The sequence below is a fragment of the Streptomyces sp. NPDC048171 genome, assembly GCF_043202655.1.
GTDB lineage: Bacteria > Actinomycetota > Actinomycetes > Streptomycetales > Streptomycetaceae > Streptomyces.
In genome coordinates, this window is the sequence record NZ_JBIDAU010000027.1 from 1 (window position 1) to 22179 (window position 22179).

Annotated in this window: 24 protein-coding genes; 7 read left to right on the top strand and 17 right to left on the bottom strand. The window is 70.4% G+C overall.

All coding sequences use genetic code 11. The features are described from left to right. Window positions 1-647 (bottom strand): hypothetical protein (locus ACGF3J_RS38165; protein WP_393856068.1); only part of this gene is annotated, 647 nt, incomplete at its 3' end. 147 nt (window positions 648-794) lie between these two features. Between ACGF3J_RS38165 and ACGF3J_RS38170 the strand changes: the two genes are divergently transcribed. Continuing rightward, window positions 795-2165 (top strand): putative T7SS-secreted protein, encoded by a 1371-nt coding sequence (locus ACGF3J_RS38170; RefSeq protein ID WP_161329804.1) that lies wholly within the window; start codon window positions 795-797, stop codon window positions 2163-2165. After that, window positions 2162-2905 (top strand): hypothetical protein, encoded by a 744-nt coding sequence (locus ACGF3J_RS38175; RefSeq protein WP_346346158.1) that lies wholly within the window; start codon window positions 2162-2164, stop codon window positions 2903-2905. Before ACGF3J_RS38170 ends, ACGF3J_RS38175 begins: the two co-directional genes overlap by 4 nt. A gap of 25 nt (window positions 2906-2930) precedes the next feature. Here ACGF3J_RS38175 and ACGF3J_RS38180 read toward each other — a convergent pair whose 3' ends face one another. After that, window positions 2931-3236, bottom strand: a complete 306-nt coding sequence (locus ACGF3J_RS38180) for a hypothetical protein (RefSeq protein ID WP_161329803.1) — start codon at window positions 3234-3236, stop codon at window positions 2931-2933. 23 nt (window positions 3237-3259) lie between these two features. Further along, window positions 3260-3703, bottom strand: a complete 444-nt coding sequence (locus tag ACGF3J_RS38185) for an ATP-binding protein (RefSeq protein ID WP_161329802.1) — start codon at window positions 3701-3703, stop codon at window positions 3260-3262. Window positions 3704-3865: 162 nt separating this feature from the next. Here ACGF3J_RS38185 and ACGF3J_RS38190 point away from each other — a divergent pair, with 162 nt between their 5' ends. Both ACGF3J_RS38190 and ACGF3J_RS38195 read left to right on the top strand, forming a co-directional pair. Beyond that, a complete protein-coding gene (locus tag ACGF3J_RS38190) occupies window positions 3866-4699 on the top strand; it encodes a helix-turn-helix transcriptional regulator (RefSeq protein WP_161329801.1) in 834 nt (277 codons plus the stop codon). Beyond that, window positions 4696-4875, top strand: coding sequence for a DUF397 domain-containing protein (locus ACGF3J_RS38195; protein WP_161329800.1), 180 nt, complete (start codon window positions 4696-4698; stop codon window positions 4873-4875). Before ACGF3J_RS38190 ends, ACGF3J_RS38195 begins: the two co-directional genes overlap by 4 nt. Window positions 4876-4920: 45 nt before the next feature. On the opposite strand, the gene ACGF3J_RS38200 is transcribed toward ACGF3J_RS38195, so the two are convergent. The 5 genes from ACGF3J_RS38200 to ACGF3J_RS38220 form a co-directional block, all read right to left on the bottom strand. Then, complete coding sequence (locus ACGF3J_RS38200; protein ID WP_161329799.1) at window positions 4921-6618, bottom strand: bifunctional uroporphyrinogen-III C-methyltransferase/uroporphyrinogen-III synthase; 1698 nt, start codon at window positions 6616-6618, stop codon at window positions 4921-4923. Further along, complete coding sequence (hemC, locus tag ACGF3J_RS38205) at window positions 6615-7574, bottom strand: hydroxymethylbilane synthase (protein WP_161329798.1); 960 nt, start codon at window positions 7572-7574, stop codon at window positions 6615-6617. Before hemC ends, ACGF3J_RS38200 begins: the two co-directional genes overlap by 4 nt. Then, entirely contained in the window at window positions 7571-9283 is a 1713-nt protein-coding gene (locus tag ACGF3J_RS38210) for a glutamyl-tRNA reductase (protein ID WP_161329797.1), read from the bottom strand. The genes hemC and ACGF3J_RS38210 overlap by 4 nt, the downstream gene beginning before the upstream one ends. After that, a complete protein-coding gene (locus tag ACGF3J_RS38215) occupies window positions 9280-10044 on the bottom strand; it encodes a redox-sensing transcriptional repressor Rex (protein WP_161329796.1) in 765 nt (254 codons plus the stop codon). Before ACGF3J_RS38215 ends, ACGF3J_RS38210 begins: the two co-directional genes overlap by 4 nt. A gap of 274 nt (window positions 10045-10318) precedes the next feature. Next, window positions 10319-10669, bottom strand: a complete 351-nt coding sequence (locus ACGF3J_RS38220; protein ID WP_161329795.1) for a glutaredoxin family protein — start codon at window positions 10667-10669, stop codon at window positions 10319-10321. A gap of 96 nt (window positions 10670-10765) precedes the next feature. On the opposite strand from ACGF3J_RS38220, the gene ACGF3J_RS38225 reads away from it, so the two are divergent. The 3 genes from ACGF3J_RS38225 to ACGF3J_RS38235 all read left to right on the top strand — a co-directional run bounded on the left by ACGF3J_RS38225 (window position 10766) and on the right by ACGF3J_RS38235 (window position 14279). Beyond that, a complete protein-coding gene (locus ACGF3J_RS38225; RefSeq protein WP_161329794.1) occupies window positions 10766-11695 on the top strand; it encodes an HAD family phosphatase in 930 nt (309 codons plus the stop codon). Window positions 11696-12007: 312 nt separating this feature from the next. Continuing rightward, the gene (locus ACGF3J_RS38230; RefSeq protein ID WP_161329793.1) at window positions 12008-12802 is read left to right on the top strand and encodes an ECF subfamily RNA polymerase sigma factor, BldN family; all 795 of its coding nucleotides are present in this window, start codon (window positions 12008-12010) and stop codon (window positions 12800-12802) included. A gap of 232 nt (window positions 12803-13034) precedes the next feature. Then, entirely contained in the window at window positions 13035-14279 is a 1245-nt protein-coding gene (locus ACGF3J_RS38235) for a DUF5667 domain-containing protein (protein WP_161329792.1), read from the top strand. A gap of 45 nt (window positions 14280-14324) precedes the next feature. On the opposite strand, the gene ACGF3J_RS38240 is transcribed toward ACGF3J_RS38235, so the two are convergent. The 9 genes from ACGF3J_RS38240 to ACGF3J_RS38280 all read right to left on the bottom strand — a co-directional run bounded on the left by ACGF3J_RS38240 (window position 14325) and on the right by ACGF3J_RS38280 (window position 22074). After that, the gene (locus ACGF3J_RS38240; protein WP_161329791.1) at window positions 14325-15392 is read right to left on the bottom strand and encodes a lysophospholipid acyltransferase family protein; all 1068 of its coding nucleotides are present in this window, start codon (window positions 15390-15392) and stop codon (window positions 14325-14327) included. A 14-nt stretch (window positions 15393-15406) separates the two neighbouring features. Continuing rightward, entirely contained in the window at window positions 15407-16468 is a 1062-nt protein-coding gene (locus ACGF3J_RS38245; protein WP_161329790.1) for an NAD-dependent epimerase/dehydratase family protein, read from the bottom strand. A 220-nt stretch (window positions 16469-16688) separates the two neighbouring features. Then, entirely contained in the window at window positions 16689-16787 is a 99-nt protein-coding gene (locus tag ACGF3J_RS38250; RefSeq protein ID WP_003948845.1) for a 30S ribosomal protein bS22, read from the bottom strand. Window positions 16788-16895: 108 nt separating this feature from the next. Then, window positions 16896-17108, bottom strand: a complete 213-nt coding sequence (locus ACGF3J_RS38255) for a helix-turn-helix domain-containing protein (RefSeq protein WP_161329789.1) — start codon at window positions 17106-17108, stop codon at window positions 16896-16898. A 129-nt stretch (window positions 17109-17237) separates the two neighbouring features. Then, window positions 17238-18053 carry a phosphatase gene (locus ACGF3J_RS38260; RefSeq protein ID WP_161329788.1) on the bottom strand — a complete coding sequence of 272 codons (816 nt, stop codon included), beginning with the start codon at window positions 18051-18053 and terminating at the stop codon, window positions 17238-17240. Window positions 18054-18270: 217 nt separating this feature from the next. Continuing rightward, window positions 18271-19443, bottom strand: a complete 1173-nt coding sequence (locus ACGF3J_RS38265; RefSeq protein WP_161329787.1) for an acetoin utilization protein AcuC — start codon at window positions 19441-19443, stop codon at window positions 18271-18273. Next, window positions 19394-20629 carry an MFS transporter gene (locus ACGF3J_RS38270; RefSeq protein ID WP_202558381.1) on the bottom strand — a complete coding sequence of 412 codons (1236 nt, stop codon included), beginning with the start codon at window positions 20627-20629 and terminating at the stop codon, window positions 19394-19396. The genes ACGF3J_RS38265 and ACGF3J_RS38270 overlap by 50 nt, the downstream gene beginning before the upstream one ends. A 23-nt stretch (window positions 20630-20652) precedes the next feature. Further along, a complete protein-coding gene (locus ACGF3J_RS38275) occupies window positions 20653-21357 on the bottom strand; it encodes a VC0807 family protein (RefSeq protein ID WP_161329786.1) in 705 nt (234 codons plus the stop codon). Window positions 21358-21426: 69 nt separating this feature from the next. After that, window positions 21427-22074, bottom strand: coding sequence for an HAD family phosphatase (locus ACGF3J_RS38280; RefSeq protein ID WP_161329785.1), 648 nt, complete (start codon window positions 22072-22074; stop codon window positions 21427-21429). Window positions 22075-22179: the final 105 nt, after the last annotated feature.

A 22179-nucleotide genomic window follows, 5' to 3' on the forward strand; every position in this document is an offset into this window, starting at 1 on the left:
GAGACATGACTCGACTCCGCACCCGTTCCGCGGCCACCAGCGTCGCCGCGGCCACGCTCCTCACCGGCGGCACCGCACAGGCGGTGGAGGACGCGACTGTACTTCGCGTACCGGCGCCTTGCGATGTACAGGCCGGCCATCCACAGCCCGGCGAAGAACAGCCAGATCGCCGCACACACGAGAAGCGACGGGGCGCTGAAGCCGGTCTGCGACAGTGGAATGAGCATGGCCACAGGCATGACCAGAAGGGCGATCAGCCCTCGTCGTCTGTGGGTACGGCTGTAGTCGACCATGATGCGGGCGTGCAGGAGATCGACGTCGCCCTGTGTCTCGGCCAGCGGACGCAAACGACTTCCACCGGGCCGCATGCCGGGAAGTTGTCCCCCTTGCAGAGCCGTGGGACAGAGCTGGGCGGCCCGCGCCGCCCGCTCCGGCGCGTCGGGCAGGCGCCGGAAGGCGAAGTACGGATTCGGGCTTCCCTTGGGTGAGAGCGAGGAAAGCCCGTCGTACCGGTACCCGTACTGCTCGGCAACGTAGGCGAACGCCGCGAACTTGCGCCACGACCGCTGCAGATTGCGGGCGTCATGCTGTTCGGCGCTCCGTGAGCCGTCTCGCAGCAGTGCTTTGAGTTGAGGCTGCAGGAACATCGAACCTCCTGGGACGGATCGTCGCACGGCGTCGTGACACCGTTACCGTGTGATCAGCGAGATGGCGGAACCGCTGGCCTCACAGATAACTTCCTATCACTAGGTCCAGCAAGCTCCCCTCAGCGGGAGACGTTCGACGCACGGGGGATGGAAGTGAGCTCGTCGAAATACCCCAATCTCGGTTTTGACCCGGCTCCGGGCGATTTGGAGACGGTCCGGTTGATCGTGTCGGCGATCGGCCGGGTGAACCGCGAGAGCGGTACGGCACATACGGCGCTCAGCAAGATCGGCACGTCCGACGGCATATGGACGGGAAAGGCCGCCGACGCGTTCACCAAGTCCGTGGACAAGATTCCGCCCTACCTCCGGAGAGCACTCGACTCGGTCGGATCGGCCCATCGGGCGCTGTCCAACTGGGAGACCAGCCTGGACGGGTTCCAGTCGCGAGCCCGCAAGCTGGAGGACGAGGCGGCGGCCGCAGCCCGGAAGGTGAGCACCGCCAAGGGCACTCTGGACGGCCTGTCCGACGACACGTCCCAGTTGACGGACAAAGAGAAGGAAGAGTACGACAAAGACAAAAAGGGCAAGGAAAAGGCATACGACTCGGCAAACGACGAGTTGGAGGCCGTGCGCGGGCGGGCCCGCACCTTGCACGCGGAGTACACCACCGCCGCGGACACGACGGCACGCACGATCAAGGACGCCGCGGACGACGCACCGCCCGAGCCCGGGTGGTTCGACGACCTCGTGGACGGCTTCACCGAATTCCTGTCCGACGCCTGGAACGTCCTCAGCGACCCCAATTTCTGGAAGCTGGTCGGTGACATTCTCGCCGACATCGCCATGGTCATCGGCGTGGTCTGCCTCGTCGCCCTCATGCTCGGCACCGGTGTGGGAGCGCTGGGACTCATTGGATTCATCGTCGGTGCAGGCGCTCTTGCCGCACACAGTGCCGCGATGATCGGCGGCGCGGAGGGCGTCACGTGGGAAACCCTGGCCTGGGACGCGCTCGGAGTGGTCGCCGGGGGCGCCTCCCTTGCCGGTGCGAAGCTGGCTCAGGCGGGGCGGGCACTGGTGCAGTCCGGGCGATCCCTGCGAGCCTCTCAGGGCCTCATGGCCACACTCGGCAGGATCGGTCCCGGCGGGTGGGGCAATATCGCGAAGATCCCCAGCGGCATGGCCAACTCGCTGCGCGGCTACGCCACGGCGGGTCAGGGCTGGGTGCACGTCGCCACGGGAAAGGCATTGGACATCACCGGAACGGTGACCGGTGCGGGCTTCGCACTGGGGTCCAACACCAACGACGGCCGGTGGCTGGACGGCGACTGGAACATCTCCGACATCCCCGTCGTGGGTCCGGGAGCCGGATTCGCCGCCTACGACGCGCCGGACAACGAGCCGCAGACAGTGGCGCCGGGCCCGCTGGGTCCTCGCTTCGACTCCGCCACCACGCTCACATCGGCGGGAGAGAGCTTCACCAAGGGTCTGCAGCCCTCCAGCTTCGGGACCGCCGCGTGACACAGACACCGATCGAGGCCGCTGCTGCCCGCGAGGTCCCTTACGCCTTCCGGTACACCGTCCCGGACGAGTTCGTGCGACTGCCCGACCCAACGGCCCTCGAAGGTTGGCAGGAGGCGCTGGCACGACTCGTCCCGGATGCCGACGAAGAGCAACTCGCCTCCGCCACCGAACAGATGCGGGCGGTACTCCCGGGGCTCTCCGCGGGTGGCGAGGACACCATCGATCTGACGGCGATGTGTCTGGGCACCGAGGACGTCTCCGGTGAAGAACGGCTGTCCATGGGTCTGCTCGCGGTCACCGTGAAACCGAGCGAGCACGGCGACCGACTGCTGACCGCCGAAGGCATCTACCGGGCCAAGCACCAGAAGTTCTTCGCCTCGGAGAGTGAACTGCAGGAACTGGACTTCGAGCTGGGAAAGGGAGCGCAGGGACGGCAGGACATGCTCCTGGCAGTCAAACTGCCCGCCGGGCCGGGCGTGATGTCCGCTTCGCTGCGCCTGCTCACCTTGCCGGCGAGTCTCGTCACAGAGAGCGGGGTCATGGATCCCGACGCCGACGAGTCCATACGCCCGACGTTGCCTGTGGCCTCGCTCCAGCTGATCGTCCCCGCGCCGCGCGACTACTGCGTCTACGTGACGATCTCCACGCCGTCGGTCTTCCTGCTCGACTCGTACTGCGGTCGTCTCGCACAGATCGGCCGGACTTTCACCTTCGATGTGGGACAGCCGGGCCGCTGAGCCCACCAGGGAGCGGGCGCATGGACTACTTCCCGCTCTCGGCCTGCTTCTTCTTCAACTCGTCGTACAGCTTCTGATCGAGCTTGGTGAACTCCTCCGACGTCTTCTTGGCGAACTTCGAGACGCCCTTCGTCAGCTTCGACAACTGCCCGAATCCGTAGTCCCAGGAGTCCGCGAAGTCGTCGCAGGCGGACTCAAGACCGCTGTGTCCGACCTGCTTGGAGTCGGCGTGCTTCATCTCCTTGGACGCGGACTTCATCTGTCCGCCGCTCGTCTCCAGAGTCCCGGCCATGCCGAGGACCTCATCGCTTGCGAAGCGCAGAAACGACAACTTGCCTCGCCTCCTTCACTCTTTCAGGACACCGGACCTTGAGCATACTCAAGGTCCAGCTCCGCCCATACGGTCTTGGACGGCACCGGCCCGCACCTCACACCCCAGCGGTCCGCCAGCTCCTCGATGAGAAGCAGCCCGTACCCCGACTCCGCGTGCCCGCCGACGGCCGTCCGAGGACTGACCGGCAGCCGGTCACCGCGAGTGTCCGTCACCTCGATGCGGAGGGTGCCCGGCGGGATGACGGAGAGCGCGAGCCGGAAGCTCCGGCCGGGGACGCGTCCGTGCAGGGCGGCGTTCGTCGCGAGTTCGGCCACGATCAGCCGGGCCGGGTCCAACGGCAGCTCCCACGCGAGCAGTTTCTCGGCCGCGAGCAGCCGGGCAAGCCGCGCGCCACGGCGCGTGGCCGACAGAGGCACCGAGAACTGGTGCAGCGGAACGCGCTGGGTGGAGATCCCTTGATTCATGTCACCCAGCGTGTTCATGCGTGCATACGCTGTGAAGCCCGGTGGCCCGTGCGGTCGGTGTCTGTCCGTGGCGCGTCCGGTTCCGTCCGGGCTGCCCGGGGTGACCGGTCGCGGAGGCCGGAGGTTGGCCAGGGGAACGGCGCGCGGCGGGAGGGCGACGGCATGAGTGACTGGGAAGCGGGGCTGGACGACGAAGAGGCCGGGGCGGTGATGCGGACCGTCGTACGGCAACTGAAGCTGTGGCGGGAGTCGGCCGGCCTCACCCAGGCGGAGTTCGGGGTGGCGATCGGGTACGGGGAGGAACTGGTGTCCTCGGTGGAGCGGGGGCGGCGGATTCCTCGGCCGGAGTATCTGGACCGTGCGGATGAGGCACTGGGTGCGGGCGGGAAGATCGCCGCGCTCAAGCAGGACGTGGCGGAGGTCCGGTACCCCAAGAAGGTACGGGACTTGAAGAAACTGGAGGCGGGTGCAGTAGAGCTGTGCGCGTACAACAACTCAGTCGTTCATGGGTTGTTGCAGACCGAAGGGTATGCCCGGGCAGTGCTCAGCGCCCGCCGCCCGCCCTTCACCACCGACCAGTTGGAGCAGCAGGTGGCGGCCCGCGTAGCTCGGCAGGAGATCGTCACCGACACAACGGCCCAGTCCGTCTTCAGTTTCGTCCAGTGCGAGGCGACGCTTCGTCGGCCCATCGGAGGCAGGATGGTGATGCGCGGGCAACTCGAACGGCTACTGGGGGTATCCGCGTTCCACAACGTCGATCTCCAGGTGCTGCCCCTGGGCTGCGAGGAGAACTCCGGGCTCGACGGCTCGTTCAGGTTGCTCAGACTCGGGGACGGCACCACGGTCGGTCATGTCGAGGTGGCGCACATCAGCCGCGTGATCGCGGAGCCGAAAGAGGTGCAGCTCCTGAACATTCAGTATGGAATCATCCGGGCACAGGCTCTCAGCCCTCGGGAGTCGACGGCCCTCATCGAGAAAGTGCTTGGAGAGACATGAAGCTGGAGTGGATAAAGAGCAGTTACAGCACGTCCAGCGGCCCCGACTGCGTCGAGATGGCCGCCCCGGACGACAGCCACGTCCTCGTCCGCGACTCCAAGAACCCCGCAGGCCCCCGCCTCGACCTCACCCCGGACACGTGGACGGCCTTCCTGCCGTACGCCGCCGGGCACTGACGGAACGAACACGGCGGGGCGCCCCCAAGGAGCGCCCCGCTCAGCTCACGTAGAGGACCGCCGTCTGCGCGCCCCCGGCCGCCGTTCGCTCGGCCGGGTCACCGGGTCGCCGGCCTCCACGGCCGCCGCGCGGCGCCGGTTGCCGAAGTCCGCCAGGGCCTCCGCCAGCTTCAGCACCGACGGTTCCGGAGCCATGACGTCGACCCGCAGGCCGTGCTCCTCGGCCGTCTTGGCCGTCGCCGGGCCGATACACGCGATCACCGTGACGTTGTGCGGCTTGCCCGCGATGCCGACCAGGTTGCGGACCGTGGACGACGACGTGAAGAGCACCGCGTCGAAGCCGCCGCCCTTGATCGCCTCCCGGGTGGTGGCCGGCGGCGGCGAGGCGCGCACCGTGCGGTAGGCCGTGACGTCGTCGACCTCCCAGCCCAGCTCGATCAGCCCGGCGACCAGGGTCTCCGTGGCGATGTCGGCGCGGGGGAGGAACACGCGGTCGATGGGGTCGAAGACCGGGTCGTAGGGGGGCCAGTCCTCCAGGAGACCGGCCGCCGACTGCTCGCCGCTCGGCACCAGGTCCGGCTTCACGCCGAAGGCGATCAGGGCGTTGGCCGTCTGCTCGCCCACCGCGGCGACCTTGATCCCGGCGAAGGCGCGGGCGTCGAGCCCGTACTCCTCGAACTTCTCCCGGACCGCCTTCACCGCGTTGACCGAGGTGAACGCGATCCACTCGTAGCGGCCCGTGACCAGGCCCTTGACCGCCCGCTCCATCTGCTGCGGGGTGCGCGGCGGCTCCACCGCGATGGTCGGGACCTCGTGCGGCACGGCGCCGTAGGACGTCAGCTGGTCGGAGAGCGACGCCGCCTGCTCCTTCGTCCGCGGCACGAGGACCTTCCAGCCGAACAGCGGCTTGGACTCGAACCACGACAACTGGTCGCGCCGGGCGGCGGCCGAACGCTCGCCGACCACGGCTATCACCGGGCGGCCACCGTCCGGGGACGGCAGCACCTTCGCCTGCTTCAGGGTCTGGGCCACCGTGCCGAGCGTCGCCGTCCAGGTGCGCTGCCGCGTCGTCGTACCGGCGATCGTCACCGTCAGCGGCGTGTCCGGCTTGCGGCCCGCCGACACCAGCTCGCCGGCGGCCGCGGCCACCGAGTCCAGCGTCGTCGAGACCACGACCGTGCCGTCCGAGGCACCGACCTCGGTCCAGCAGCGGCCGGAGGCCGTACGGGCGTCCACGAACCGCACGTCGGCGCCCTCGGCGTCACGCAGCGGAACACCGGCGTACGCGGGCACGCCGACGGCGTTCGCGATACCGGGCACCACCTCGAAGGGCACCCCGGCCGCGGCGCACGCCAGCATCTCCTCGGCGGCGTACGCGTCGAGCCCGGGGTCCCCGGTCACCGCACGCACGACCCGCCTGCCGCCCCGCGCGGCCTCCATGACAAGATGTGCGGCATCCCGCACAGCGGGGACGCCCGAGGTCGTTGACGCTCCGTCAACTACCTTCAGCTGGGGCGCGCCTGTGCCCGGATCCGACGGATCGGCATCCGTGTGCACTTCGGACACGCCCTGCCGTGCATGCGTGCGTACGACGTCGAGCACCTCGTGCTCGGCGACGAGGACGTCCGCGTGCGACAGCGCCTCCACGGCGCGCAGAGTCAGTAGTCCCGGATCTCCGGGTCCGGCACCGAGGAAGGTGACGTGCCCGTGCTCCGGACCGGCGGGAAAGGCGGTGGGGCTCAATGTGCTCGCTCCCCCATCAGACCGGCCGCGCCCTGGGCGAGCATCTCGGTGGCGAGTTCGCGACCGAATGCCAGCGCCGCCTCGTGCGTCTCGGGCACGGGACCGGTGGTGGACAGCTGCACCAGCGTCGAGCCGTCGGTCGTGCCGACGACGCCGCGCAGGCGCATTTCCTTGACAGTCTGCCCGTCGGCCAGAAGGTCGGCCAAGGCGCCCACAGGGGCGCTGCAGCCGGCCTCCAGGGCGGCGAGCAGTGACCGCTCGGCCGTTACGGCGACCCGCGTGAACGGGTCGTCGAGTTCGCCGAGCGCGGCGATCAGCGAGGCGTTGTCCGCCGCGCACTCGATCGCCAGTGCCCCCTGGCCGGGGGCGGGCAGAACCGTGTCGACCGACAGGAAGTCGGTCACCTCGTCGCTGCGGCCCACCCGGTTCAGTCCGGCGGCGGCCAGCACGACGGCGTCCAGCTCCCCGCTGCGGACGTATCCGATGCGGGTGTCGACGTTGCCCCGGATCGGGACCGTCTCGATCTCCATCCCGTGGGTACGGGCGTACGCGTTGAGCTGCGCCATGCGGCGCGGCGCGCCGGTGCCTATGCGCGCCCCGCGCGGGAGGTCGGTCAGCTTGCGCGCGTCCCGGGCGACGACCACGTCCCGCGGGTCCTCGCGCTCGGGTACGGCGGCCACCACCAGGCCCTCGTGCTGCGCGGTGGGGAGGTCCTTGAGCGAGTGAACCGCGAAGTCCACCTCGCCCCGCAGCAGCGCGTCGCGCAGCGCGGCGACGAACACGCCCGTGCCGCCGATCTGCGCCAGCTGTTCCCGCGAGACGTCCCCGTACGTGGTGATCTCGACCAGCTCAACGGGCCGACCGGTCACCTGGCTCACGGCGTCCGCCACCTGCCCGGACTGGGCCATGGCGAGCTTGCTCCGCCTCGTCCCCAGCCTCAGTGCCTTCTCAGTCATGCCGGCCCTCGGTTCTTCTCAGTGCTGTTCTCGGCGCGGGAGACGGAGGCCACCGTCTCCTGGTCGAGGTCGAACAGGGTGCGCAGCGCGTCCGCGTACCCGGCGCCGCCGGGCTCTGCCGCGAGCTGCTTGACCCGTACCGTCGGCGCGTGCAGCAGCTTGTCGACCACACGCTTGACGGTCTGGGTGATCTCGGCGCGGTGCTTGCCGTCGAGGCCGGGCAGCCGCCCTTCGAGGCGGGCGATCTCACCGGCCACCACCTCGGCGGCCATGCTGCGCAGCGCGACCACGGTGGGCGTGATGTGCGCGGCGCGCTGGGCGGCACCGAAGGCCGCGACCTCGTCGGCGACGATGCGGCGGACCGTGTCGACGTCGGCGGCCATCGGCGCGTCGGCGGACGCGTCGGCGAGGGACTCGATGTCGACCAGGCGCACCCCGGCCAGCCGGTGCACGGCGGCGTCGATGTCGCGCGGCATGGCGAGGTCGAGGAGGAAGAGCACGGGCTGCGGGCGCGGCACCTCGGCGACCGGCTCGGGCCGGCGGCGCTCGGGGATCCGGCCGACGCTCGCGGCGGTCGCGGCGAGCGCGCCGATCAGCTCGGCGTCCGCCTCAGGACCCGGCCGCCCGGTCTCGCGCGGCCGGTCCACCGCCGCGCCGCCCGCGGCCCAGGCACCGTGCTGCTCCAGCGTCGCCGCGTCCATCCCGGCCACGGCGGCCTCCCCCATGACGGAGAAGCCGGTCGGCACGGCGGCCAGGTCGAGCGGGCAGTTCTCGTCGGCACCGGCGCCCGCGGTGGGCAGCGGCGCGGCGGCGGCCTCCGGCTCGTCCCGTACGCCGGTGGGGCCGGCCTCGGCCGCGGGGGCGCCGGTACGGCCCTCCACCGTCGCGGCGACGGAGTCGGCCGTGAGGACGAGACCGGTCGCGCCGGTGCAGGAGACGGCCACGTCGGCACGTGTCAGCTCGAACGGCACCGAGTCCATCGGTACCGCGCGGGCCAGCACGTCCGTGTCGTCGCCCTCGGAGAGGATCTGCGCGAGGCGCTCGGCGCGCTCGAAGGTGCGGTTGGCGACCACGATCTCGGCGACCCCGGCCCGGGCCAGCGTCGCGGCGGCCAGCGAGGACATCGATCCGGCACCGATGACCAGGGCCTTCTTGCCCTGTGCCCAGATCTGCGGGTCGGCACCCGCGGACAGCTGCTCCAGGCCGAAGGTGACCAGGGACTGCCCAGCGCGGTCGATGCCGGTCTCGGAGTGGGCGCGCTTGCCGACCCTGAGCGCCTGCTGGAACAGGTCGTTCAGGAGCCGGCCGGCGGTGTGCAGGTCCTGGGCGCGGGCCAGGGAGTCCTTTATCTGGCCGAGGATCTGCCCCTCGCCGACCACCATCGAGTCGAGCCCGCAGGCCACCGAGAACAGGTGGTGGACGGCGCGGTCCTCGTAGTGCACGTAGAGATGGGGAGTGAGCTCCTCCAGGCCGACCCCGCTGTGCTGGGCGAGCAGCGTGGACAGCTCGGCGACTCCGGCGTGGAACTTGTCCACGTCGGCGTAGAGCTCGATGCGGTTGCAGGTGGCCAGCACCGCGGCCTCGGCGGCCGGTTCGGCGGCGACCGTGTCCTGCAACAGCTTGAGCTGCGCGTCCTCGCCGAGCGACGCCCGCTCCAGGACGCTGACGGGGGCGCTGCGGTGGCTCAGCCCGACGACGAGGAGACTCATGCCGGCATCACGGCGGGTACGTCCCCGTCGGGTCCCTGCTCGGTGGGGCGCTGCTTGCGGGCGACGGAGGGCGGTGCGACGCCGTCGGCCGCGGCCTCCTCGCCGGCCTTGCGCTGCTCGTGGAAGGCGAGGATCTGCAGCTCGATGGAGAGGTCGACCTTGCGCACGTCGACGCCCTCGGGGACGTTCAGCACGGTCGGCGCGAAGTTCAGGATGGAGGTGACACCGGCGGCCACGAGCCGGTCGCAGACCTGCTGGGCGGCGCCGGCGGGGGTCGCGATCACGCCGATCGACACACCGTCGTCGTCGATGATCTTCTCCAGCTCGTCGGTGTGCTGCACCGGGATGCCGGCCACGGGCTTTCCGGCCATCTGCGGATCGGCGTCGATGAGCGCGGCGACCCGGAATCCACGGGAGGCGAACCCGCCGTAGTTGGCGAGGGCGGCACCGAGGTTACCGATTCCGACGATCACAACCGGCCAGTCCTGGGTGAGGCCGAGTTCACGGGAGATCTGGTAGACGAGATACTCGACGTCGTACCCGACGCCCCGGGTCCCGTAGGAGCCGAGGTAGGAGAAGTCCTTGCGGAGCTTCGCGGAGTTGACCCCGGCCGCGGCCGCCAGCTCCTCGGAGGAGACCGTGGGCACCGAACGCTCGGAGAGCGCGGTGAGGGCGCGGAGGTACAGCGGAAGCCTGGCGACGGTGGCCTCGGGAATCCCTCGGCTGCGGGTCGCCGGTCGGTGTGTTCGGCCAGTTGCCACGGTGCTCCTGCGGGTAGAGCGGGGCTGTAGGCGGTCATACGTCCCTACATGACCGCCCCGTCGAATGCAGGCTATGTCTTTGTGAACGCGTGCACAAAGATGGTGTCCGATTTGCCCGGCCAACGTGACCGGGGTCACGCGCCCCCGGCGCACGGGACGGGAACCGGCGCACACGCACCCTCGTTCCTCACTCATCGGGGGCAAAGCCGTACACGCTCCTCACGATCAACGCCCCCGAGACCTGGTCACCATCGATCCTAAGCGACCATACGGACTACTTGGACTGGTCGGTCAGTACCTTGCGCAGCCGTTCCTCGTTCACACGCCAGAAGGTGTGCTGCCTGCCGTCGACCAGGACGACCGGAATCTGCTCCCAGTACTGGTCGTGCAGTCGGCGGTCCTGGGTGATGTCCTTCCCCTCCCAGGGGACACCCAGTTCGGCGCAGACCTTCTCCACGACGAGCTGTGCGTCATCACACAGATGACAGCCGGGTTTGCGGATGAGGGTGACGAGATGGTTCTCGGAATGCTCAGGGGACTGGGCGGAGTGCGGGGCCCCCGGGGTCTGCGGGGGCTGCGGGGCCTGCGCGGGCTTTCGGCGGAAGAGGGGACTCATGCCGGCCATTCTCCCGCGCCCTTTAACGACCCGGTCGTCCAGAGTTCACAGCCTGCGAACCTCTCGACTCCGAAGCCTCCGAACAAACTGGCTATGCTCACGGACATGGCCGCTCTCGGATGGCTCTCTCCCCGTAGGCGCTCCGCCACGGCGCGGAGCGTGTTGGCAGGCGAGGCCTCGGCGGAGGCAGCCCGCAAGTCCGCCGAGGCCACACCGGAGACCGCGACCGGCTCCGGCGCGGAACCGGAGTTCCCGGTCCACGGCGACGACCGCGCGGCGGCCTTCTTCGACCTCGACAACACCGTGATGCAGGGCGCCGCGATCTTCCACTTCGGCCGGGGCCTGTACAAGCGGAAGTTCTTCGAGACCCGCGACCTCGCCCGGTTCGCCTGGCAGCAGGCGTACTTCCGGCTGGCCGGACTCGAGGACCCGGAGCACATGCAGGACGCCCGCGACTCCGCGCTCTCCATCGTCAAGGGCCACCGCGTCTCCGAGCTGAAGTCGATCGGCGAGGAGATCTACGACGAGTACATGGCCGAGCGGATCTGGCCCGGCACCCGCGCCCTCGCCCAGGCCCACCTGGACGCCGGACAGAAGGTCTGGCTGGTCACGGCGGCCCCGGTGGAGATCGCCCAGGTGATCGCCCGCCGCCTCGGCCTGACCGGCGCGCTCGGCACGGTGGCCGAGTCCATCGGCGGCGTCTACACCGGCAAGCTGGTCGGCGAGCCCCTGCACGGCCCGGCGAAGGCGGAGGCGGTACGGGCGCTGGCCACGGCCGAGCACCTGGACCTGTCCCGCTGCGCCGCCTACAGCGACTCGCACAACGACATCCCGATGCTGTCGCTGGTCGGACACCCGTACGCGATCAACCCCGACTCCAAGCTGCGCAAGCACGCCCGCGAGCTGGAGTGGCGCCTGCGCGACTACCGCACCGGCCGCAAGGCGGCGAAGGTCGGCATCCCCGCGGCCGCGGGTGTCGGCGCGGTGGCGGGCGGCACCGCGGCGGCCATCGCGCTGCACCGCCGCCGCCGCTGATCCGAGCCATGTGACGTACCCGCGGGACGCCCACTCCAGTCCCGGATCCTCACGCTTCCTCACATCGGCCACAACACGCTCTGTAGCAACAAGGAACCCGATCCGTTTCGGTCATTCACTGATCACTTTGCCGCATCTGATCGAGCGTCAATCGGGCACAGAAGCGACGTAATCGATGATTTGAGCAACTGGGCGTAGCAGTGCCTGTACGAAGCGTTATTCTCCTCAGACGCATTCCGGTACCCCACCTTCGCTACGACGGGTGACAGGTTCCGAACTGCACGTGATGCAAGCTCTGCCTCTGGGAGTCCCGTGTACCCACACGTCGGGGTTGACGCCTCGGGCCTGGCTACGCTGCGCGCAACGGTCAAATCGGCCCAAGACCTCCTGCGCGGCCTCGTCCCCACCGCGTACACCGTCCCCGCCCTCGCCGCCGCCGCCGCGCCCGCCGGTCCGTGCTACGCACTGGCCGAAGGAAGCGCCGCCGTCGGCAGACGCGCGCGGTCGTCCTCGTCCGGGACCGCCGCCACCACCCACCGCCGCCCCGCCGCGGACAGCGACAGCGCCCGCATGATGGACCTGGTCGAACGGGCCCAGGCCGGTGAGGCCGACGCCTTCGGCCGGCTCTACGACCAGTACAGCGACACCGTCTACCGCTACATCTACTACCGCGTGGGCGGCAAGGCGACCGCCGAGGACCTCACCAGCGAGACCTTTCTGCGGGCCCTCAGGCGCATCGGCACCTTCACCTGGCAGGGCCGTGACTTCGGCGCCTGGCTGGTGACCATCGCCCGCAACCTCGTCGCCGACCACTTCAAGTCCAGCCGCTTCCGACTGGAGGTCACCACCGGCGAGATGCTCGACGCCAACGAGGTCGAGCGGTCCCCCGAGGACTCCGTCCTCGAATCGCTCTCCAACGCCGCCCTGCTGGAGGCGGTACGCCGGCTCAACCCGCAGCAGCAGGAGTGCGTCACGCTGCGTTTCCTCCAGGGCCTCTCGGTCGCCGAGACCGCCCGTGTCATGGGCAAGAACGAGGGCGCCATCAAGACCCTCCAGTACCGCGCCGTGCGCACCCTCGCCCGGCTGCTCCCGGACGACGCCCGCTGACCCTCCGCGTTTTCCAAATCACCATCGGTGAAAGTCGGTTGGGACAGCGGTCAGATCATCCACCGTCCGTAACCCAAGTGCCGCGCCGCTCGTTGTGCGGGATGCAGGCTCCCTGTGGTCACTACCCGGCCGACTCCGATCACCCGATCGGATGGTTCCGACCGGGGCGTGCAACCCTCAGGACCCCCTGGGGAGTCGACCGTCATGACGAGAGCGAGAGGAGGTGCCGCCAGTGATCGCGAACGTATCGGCACACCGGCGGGCGAACGCCTTCGCCCAGGCTCTGGAGGAGCAGACCGATCCCGGGGCGTCCGAACAGCCCGGAGGACCGGCGACCGCCGGGGCCACCGCGGATCCGACCGAGCAGGGTCATCTGGTGACCCTCGCGCAGGGTCTGGAGACGCTGCCCCGGCCGCAGCTGGATCCCGAGGTCAAGGTCGTCCAGCGGGCCCAGCTGGTGGCCGCGTTCGAGGCCATGCTGCAGGAGGGCACCGCGGTCGGTGGGGCGGGGGACACACCGGTCCCGGAGCAACGCCGGGCGCGCGGCAGCCACCGGGCGGCCCCGATGAGCAGGTTCCGGCCCCGTTCACGGCTGGCCAAGGGCCTCACCGCAGGCGGACTGAGCGTGAGCGTGGCCGCCGGAGCCTTCGGCGGAGTCGCCGCCGCCAGTTCGGACGCCCTGCCCGGCGACTCCCTGTACGGCCTCAAGCGCGGCATAGAGGATTTCCGCCTCGGCCTGGCCGACGGGAACGACGAGCGCGGCCGCGCATACCTGGACCGGGCGTCGACCCGGCTCGGCGAGGCGCGACGACTGATGGAGCGCGGCCGCAGCGGCCCCCTCGACCACGAGTCGCTCAACGAGATCCGCCGCGCCCTCTCCGGCATGCAGCACGACGCCTCCGAGGGACACCGCCTGCTCAGCGCGGCCTACGCCCACGACCCCGACTCGCTGGCCCCCATGCAGGCCCTCTCCTCCTTCTCCCGTTCCCACCGGGAGACCTGGGGAGCGCTGCGCGAGCGGCTGCCCATGCAGCTGGGGGACGTCAGTGAGCAGGTGTCGTCGGTGTTCGACGCCATAGACGATGACGTGGCCCCGCTGCAGTCCATGCTGCCCCGGCCGCCCTCCCCGGACGAGGACCGCGGCACCGACGGCCGCCCGGGCGGCTCCGGCCCGGCGACCACGGACCCGCCCGGCACCGACCGCTCGTCGGCCCCCGGCACCGGCGACTCCGGCACGTCCGACCGCGGCCGCACCGACAGCCGCGCTCCCAGCGAGTCGTCCGACTCCGGCCGAGAGGACGACGGACTCCTCGGCGGCGGCACCGGCGGCCTGCTCGACCCGCCCAAGGAGGACACCCGCCCCACCTCCCCGTCGACGGGCGACTACAACCTGCCCACCGAGCCGGACGTCACCCTCCCGCCCCTCCTCCCGGGCCTCCTGCCCGGCCTGGGCATCGAGGCGGAGGACGCGGACTGACCCGAGTGGGGTGCTCTCTGGAAACAGGGGGCACCCCACCACCGCTCAGAAGAACACCGACCGCCGCTGCACCAGCAGCTTGTAGAGCGTGTGCTGGATCTGCTCCCTGACCTGGTCCGTCAGGTTGAACATCAGCATCGGATCCTCCGCCGCCTCCGGCGCGTACCCGTCCGTCGGGATCGGCTCGCCGAACTGGATCGTCCACTTCGTCGGCAGCGGGACCGCGCCCAACGGGCCCAGCCACGGGAACGTCGGCGTGAGGGGGAAGTACGGGAAGCCCAGCAGCCGCGCCAGGGTCTTGGAGTTGCCGATCATCGGGTAGATCTCCTCCGCCCCGACGATCGAGCACGGAATGATCGGTGCCCCCTGCCGCAGGGCCGTGGAGACGAAACCGCCCCGCCCGAACCGCTGCAGCTTGTAGCGCTCGCCGAACGGCTTGCCGATGCCCTTGAAGCCCTCCGGCATCACCCCGACCAGCTCGCCCTGCGCCAGCAGCCGTTCGGCGTCCTCCGCGCAGGCCAGCGTGTGCCCGAGTTTCCGCGCCAGTTCGTTGACCACCGGCAGCACGAACACCAGGTCCGCCGCCAGCAGCCGCAGATGCCGGTCCGCCGGATGGTGGTCGTGCACGGCGACCTGCATCATCAGCCCGTCCAGCGGCAGCGTCCCGGAGTGGTTGGCGACGATCAGCGCACCGCCCTCGGCCGGGATGTTCTCGACGCCCTTCACCTCGACCCGGAAGTATTTCTCGTACACCGGCCGCAGCAGCGACATCAGCACCTGGTCGGTCAGTTCGGCGTCGTACCCGAAGTCGTCGACCTCGTAGTCCCCGGTGAGACGGCGGCGCAGGAAGGCCAGCCCACCCGCGATCCGCTGCTCCAGGCCGCCGTCCGCTTCCTCCGGCTCCACGGGGACGTCGCCTTCCTGCTCCGCGGCGCCCGGCACGGGCAGTGGCTGCACCTCCCGCACCGGCGCCGGCTCCGCCGCGCCCTTGCGCCGGCTTCCCGCACCGCGGCGCCGCGCCGGACGCGGTACCGCGTTGCCGCCGCTCGCACCCCCCGCACCGCTCCCCCGCGACCGGTCGTCGTCGAACGGAATGACCTTGGCGTCCGCCATTGTTGATGCGCTCCTCAGTTGGCGCTCTGCGTCGGAAGGTGGCCGTTGCCCCGCCGGGACACCTCCGCGATCCGGTCGACGGCCCCCGCGAGGGCCTCCGGCGGCAGCAGCCCGGCACCGCGGCTGCGTGCGAAGTCCGCGAACGCTCCGGCCGTCGTGTACTTCGGCCGAAAACCCAGCGTCTCGCGCATCTGCGTGGTGTCCACCACCCGCCCGTGGGTGAGCAGCCGGATCTGCTCGGGGGAGAAGTCCGTCATCCCCAGCGTACGCACGAGCGTGCCCGCCCAGGTGACCGCCGGCAGCAGCAGCGGCACCGTGGGGCGTCCCAGCCGCCTCGAGCACTGGGACAGCAGCAGCACGCCGTCGCCGGCGATGTTGAAGGTCCCGCTGTTCAGCGTCCCCCGCCGCGGCTCGTGCGAGGAGATCCGCAGCACCTCGATCACGTCGTCCTCGTGCACGAACTGCAGCCGGGGGTCGTACCCGAACACCGTCGGCAGCACCGGCAGCCCGAGGTACGAGGCGAGCGGCGTGCCCGCGTCGGGGCCGAGGATGTTGGCGAACCGCAGCACGGTCACCGCCACGTCCGGCCGGCGGCGCGCGAAGCCCCGCACATACCCCTCGACCTCGACCGCGTCCTTGGCGAAGCCGCCGCTGGGCAGCGACTTGGGCGCGGTGGTCTCCGTGCAGACGGCCGGGTCCCGCGGCGCGGACCCGTAGACGTTCGTACTGGACTTCACCACCAGGCGCTGCACGGTCGGCGACTTCTGGCAGGCCCCGAGCAGCTGCATCGTGCCGATGACGTTGGTCTCCTTGACCGACGTACGGCTGCCGCTGACCAGCGGCGTGCCCGTGACGTCCATGTGCACGACCGTGTCGGCACCCGTCTCGGCCAGCACCCGCCCGATCGCCGACTGCCGGATGTCGGCCTGGACGAAGTCCGCGCCGCCCAGATGGTGCTCCGGCGGGACGGCGTCCACGCCCACGACCCGGTCCACGTCGGGATCCCGCTGGATACGCCGGACGAACCGGCCCCCGAGTTGCCGGGCCACTCCGGTCACGAGCACGACCTTGCCCAAGATCAGCGCCTTCCTTCCGCCCTACTGCGTACCCTGCCGCCTTCCCCGCCCGCCGGCCAACTTAGCCGGTCGGTGTTGCGCTGTGATGACCGCCGGATGCAGCAGGTGACGAGAATTCGCGGTCCCGTCACGCACCGGGTCACCGCATACCGGGAGACGACTGTGGCCCCCCACCGGATGCGGTGGGGGGCCACAGGACACGCTGACGGCGCAGCGTCGCTTACTTCTTGTTGCGACGCTGAACGCGCGTGCGCTTGAGCAGCTTGCGGTGCTTCTTCTTGGCCATCCGCTTGCGCCGCTTCTTGATAACAGAGCCCACGACTACCCTCGCTCACTTCTCATCACTCGGTTGGTGAGCGCCATGGGCCCACACGACCTACGAGGGGCCAGCCTACCCGCCCGAGCGCTGAGGTCGTAATCGAGGCCGTCAGGCCGTTTCCACCCCCACGTAACTCTCGCGGAGGTACTCGTGAACCGCTTGCTCCGGGACGCGGAACGACCGTCCCACCCGGATCGCGGGCAGATGACCGCTGTGCACCAACCGGTACACGGTCATCTTGGACACGCGCATCACCGAGGCGACTTCCGCCACGGTAAGGAACTGAACCTCGTTCAGAGGCCTTTCGCCCGTTGCAGCCATGACACACCTGAACCTTCCGCACTCGACGGCCACCGGCTTCCCCTTCCGGTGACTCTTCGTCGCTGCGTGCTCACTCCCCAATGTAGGGGCGGGTGATGCGAATGGGGAAGAGGTGCACCCATCGCTTCCCTACCGTGACAGACACGCCCGATTGAGTACGTAGCGGGTGAGCGGTCTGTAGTACTCGGAGCGCACAGCGTCATCAAGTGGAACGACGACGGACACGAACCCCTCGGCCTCCCCGACGAAGAGCGCGGGATCGTCCGTGTCGGCCGGCCCGATGGCCTCGAACCCCAGCTGACCTGCCCCGCAGACCCACCCGTGATCCCCGATCACCAGCTCGGGCAGCGGCCCGCCCGCCTCGGCCGCGGCGTCCAGCGCGATACGAACCGGGAGCGGCGAGTGGGTGTGTGCGCCCGGCTCACCACCGGCGCGACCGCCGCCGTCCGCTCGCAGCAACGCGACGCCCCGGACGTAGTCGAGGCGGTACGTGCGTAGACCGAACCGGGTCGTTATGTCGACACAGCGACCCTGCGCGGGGGTGAGGACAGTACATCCCGCCGCCGACAACGCCTCGGCCAAGGCGACGTAGAAACCGAGCAGTCGGTGCGGGTGCCCCGTGCCGAGGAGGACCGGGGCACGACGCTGAGCGACGGCGGCGAGCCTGCCCGCGAAGGCGTCCAGCGCCGCGAGGGTCCGCTCGGGGTCGATCACGTCCTGGCCCGAAGTGTCCCGCGGATCGGCCGAGACCCCGCACCTCTCCGCCATCAACGCGACCAGCTCCCGGTGCCCCCAGTCCCTCACCGGGTCGATCCCGATCAGCACCCGGGGATCCCGCGCGGCGAACAAACGATAGCTCCGCAGACTCACCTCACGGGCAGTCGCCACCACCCCGGCAAGCCGCACCTCCACCAGATGAGCCCGCAGAGCCCCACGCGTCAGCACCCACCCGATGCTGCCGGGTCCGAACCCCTCCAGGTGGCAAAACCGGGCAACCGACGCACGGACGGCGTAACCCCGCAGCCTCCCAGCTGCGGGCAGTCGTGCCGCTGGGGCGGCACGGGTGGGCGCAGCGGCACCCGGCCGGCGCCGGCCCGCGACACCCACCCCCGGCCCGCACCGACGCAGGCCCACCGATCAAAGAACCACGCCCCAACCCCCGTCACGCCAACAACCCCCGCAACGGAAACACCGCCCGCCGAGCCGCCACCACCGCCTGATCCAACCGATCCGCGGGGTCGTACCCCTCCTCCCACGAGGCCCACCCCACCGGCCACCGCCCATCAGTCATCCGCATCGGCCCCAACTGCCGCGTCCGCGCGAACACCTCCTGCCGCCACCCCTCCGGGATCACCGTCTCCGGCTCCACCGGCCGCCCCGCCGCGATCCCCACCAGATGCGCCCACGACCGGGGCACCACATCCACCACGGCGTACCCGCCCCCACCCAGGGCCACCCACCGTCCCTCGGCGTACTCGTGCGCCAGCTCGTGACACGCCACCTGCACCGCCCGCTGCGCGTCCAGGGACACCGCGAGATGCGCCAGCGGATCCTCGAAGTGCGTGTCCGCCCCGTGCTGCGTCACCAGCACCTGCGGCCGGAAGTCCGCGAGCACCTCCGGCACCACCGCGTGGAACGCCCGCACCCACCCCGCGTCCCCGGTCCCCGCCGGCAGGGCGATGTTCACCGCCGACCCCTCGGCGCACTCCGCGCCCGTCTCCTCGGGCCACCCGGTCTGCGGGAACAGCGTCCGCGGATGCTCGTGCAGCGACACCGTCAGAACGCGCGGGTCCTCCCAGAAGGCCGCCTGCACCCCGTCCCCGTGGTGCACGTCCACATCGACGTACGCGACCCGCTCGGCCCCCAGCTCCAGCAGCCGCGCGATCGCCAGCGCCGCGTCGTTGTACACGCAGAACCCGGAGGCCGCGCCCGGCATCGCGTGGTGCAGCCCGCCCGCGAAGTTCACCGCGTGCAGCGCCTGACCGCGCCAGACCGCCTCCGCCGCCCCCACCGACTGCCCCGCGATCAGCGCCGACACCTCGTGCATCCGCGCGAAGGCAGGGTCGTCGACGGTCCCCAGCCCGTACGACCCGTCCGCCGCGCCCGGATCCACCGACGCCGCCTTCACCGCGTCGATGTAGTCCTGCCGGTGCACGAGCCGCAGCGTCGACTCGCCGGCCGACCGCGCCGCGACGACCTCCACCTCCCGGTCGAGCCCGAGGGCACCGACCAGACTTCGGGTCAGCGCCAGCCGGACCGGATCCATCGGATGCTCCGGCCCGAAGTCATAGCCCGTTACTGCCTCGTCCCACATCAGCTGTGCGCGGCCGCTCATGTCCGCCACCGTATCGGTCCGGTTGAGAGTCGAACGACCGGGCGTAGAACACCGTCACCAGCACCAACACCATCGGTATGAGCATCGCCCCGCGGTAGCTCCAGGCGTCGCCGAGCGCGCCCACTAACGGCGAACCGATCAGGAAGCCGACGTAGTTGAACACGTTGAGCCGCGCCACCGCCGCGTCCGACGCCCCGGGACCGTGCTTCTCGGTGGCGAGCCGCCCCGCCGCGGCGAACGTCTGCGGCACCAGCACGCACAACCCCAGCCCCAGCAGCGTGAACCCGAGCATCCCCACCCAGGCCCCCGGCGCCCCCGCCACCACCGCGAACCCCACCGCCGCGACGACCGCCCCGCCCCGCACCACCGCCACGGCCCCGAACCGCCGCACCCCGAAGTCCCCGACCGCCCGCCCGACCAGCGTGGTCACCATGTACACGTTGTACGGCACGGTCGCGAGCTGCTCCGAACTCCCCAGCACGTCCTGGAGGTACTTGGCGCTCCAGTTGGAGACGGTCGAGTCCCCGATGTACGCGAACGTCATCACCAAACACAGCGGCAGCAGCAGCTTGAACCCGGGCCCCGCACCGCCCCCGCCCGGCCCGGCCGCCCGCGCCGCACCACTCCGGTCCCCGTCGACGTACCAGCGGCTCCCCACCAGCGCCACCGGCAGCAGCAGGACGACGACCGGCAGATACGACACCCACAGCGCCAGATCCCAGTGCGCACCCACCCACGCCAGCGAGGCCCCGAGAATCCCGCCCAGGCTGTACGCGGCGTGGAACCCGAGCATGATGCTGCGCCCGTACGCCCGTTGCAGACTCACGCCGAGCATGTTCATCGACGCGTCCAGCGCCCCCACGGCCAGCCCGAAGACGCCCAGCGCCACGGCCAGCACCACCATCCGGTCCCCCGCCCCGACACCGAGCAGGGCCAGCAGCACCAGGGGCTGGGACCAGCGCAGCACCCGGCTCGGCCGCACCCGGCGCACCAGACGCTCGGTCGCCACACTTCCGGCGCCCGCCAGGATCGGCACCGCGGCGAGGAACACCGGCAGCAGCGCGTCGGAGACGCCGTACCGGTCCTGAATGGCCGGAATCCGGGTCACCAGCAGGGCGAAGGCGACGCCCTGGGCGAAGAAGCCGAACGCGAGCGAAGCCCTACCGCGCCGCAGCACATCAGTCATGGCGGCGAGCGTAGAGCCCCGGCTTACCCGTGGGTAGATCCGGCCAAAGATGAATTCCCCTCAACTTCACGGACGTTGGCGCCGATCATCCGGGCCATCGGACCGGCCCCGAGCGCACCGCTCACCACGAAGGCCACCAGCATCGTGACGATCAGGACGACCGTCCCGAGCCAGACCATCGTGTCCACCGAGAACGAGTAGACCCCCACGATCCGCAGCGCACACTCGGCGACGAAGGCGACCCCCCACACCCCGGAGAACAGCAGCTCCGCCCGCCGGAACGCCCGCGACTCCCGCCGCAGCCGCACCCACGCCGCTTCCCGGTCCGCGTCCCCCTTGAGCAGCCAGGGCTTGAGGGTCCCCGTCATCATCGGCCGCCCCACGAGCACCGACCCCAGCAGCACGAACCCGACCACGCTGCTCACCGCACTGTCCTTGACCAGCATCAGACGGGCGTCACCCGTCTCGAAGCCGAGCAGCAGACCGACGAGGTTGGCCAGGAGGACGAGCAGCGGGAGCGCGTTCACGTCCCGCCGCTTCAGCACACCCCACCCGGTGCGCAGGACGGGCACCACGCTGCTCCAGCCGAGCGCGGCGACCGCACCCATCCCGAACACGCCCTTGAACACGTAGTACGACCCGATGGGCACCCCCACGTCCAGGGCGAGCGACACGCAGGTCCGGCGCTTGCCCTGGCGCTCCTGTTCCGTGCCCGTGTTCATCGTCATACCCACAGCATCGGGCCGGGGCGGAGGCCCTCGGTAGAAACAACCGTCCAGTGCTGCGCAGGACAAATGTCAGCTCGCCAACAGGTCGGCCAGCTCCCCCATGTCACCGAACAGCCGCCCGGCCCCGGTCAGCTTCGAGGCCGGCGTCATCGCGGTGAAGCCGTACACGTCCATCCCGGCCGCGACGGCGGCCCGTACCCCCAGTGGACTGTCCTCGATCACGACGCACCGCCCCGGCTCCACCCCCATCCGCTGCGCGGCGTGCAGGAACAGATCCGGCGCCGGCTTCCCCCGCCCCACGTCCTGCGAACTGAAGATCCGCTCGTCGTCGAACCACCGGTCCAGCCCGGTCTTGCGGTGCCCGACCCGAATCCGCTCATGGCTCCCGGACGAGGCCACGCAGTACGCCACCCCGTCCGCGGCGAGCTTCTCCAGCACACCGACGGCCCCGGGCACCGGCTCCAGTTCACGCTCGAAGGCGGCGAAGACCCGCCCGTGGAACACGTCGTCGAAGTCCTCGGGCAGCCGCCGGCCCGTCCGCTCCAGGATGAGCTCATGGATCCGGTGCATCGCGGAGCCCATGTAGTCCCGAATGGATTCGTCGTACGACGTCGGATGGCCCAGCTCCGACAGATAGCCGGCCAGCAGCCGATTGGAGATCGGCTCACTGTCGACGAGGACGCCGTCGTTGTCGAAGATAACCAGGTCGTAGCGCATGGAAAGACCCTAAACGCAGAAAGCCCCGCACCGTTCCCGGTGCGGGGCTTTCCACAATGATTGTTCGGCGGCGTCCTACTCTCCCACAGGGTCCCCCCTGCAGTA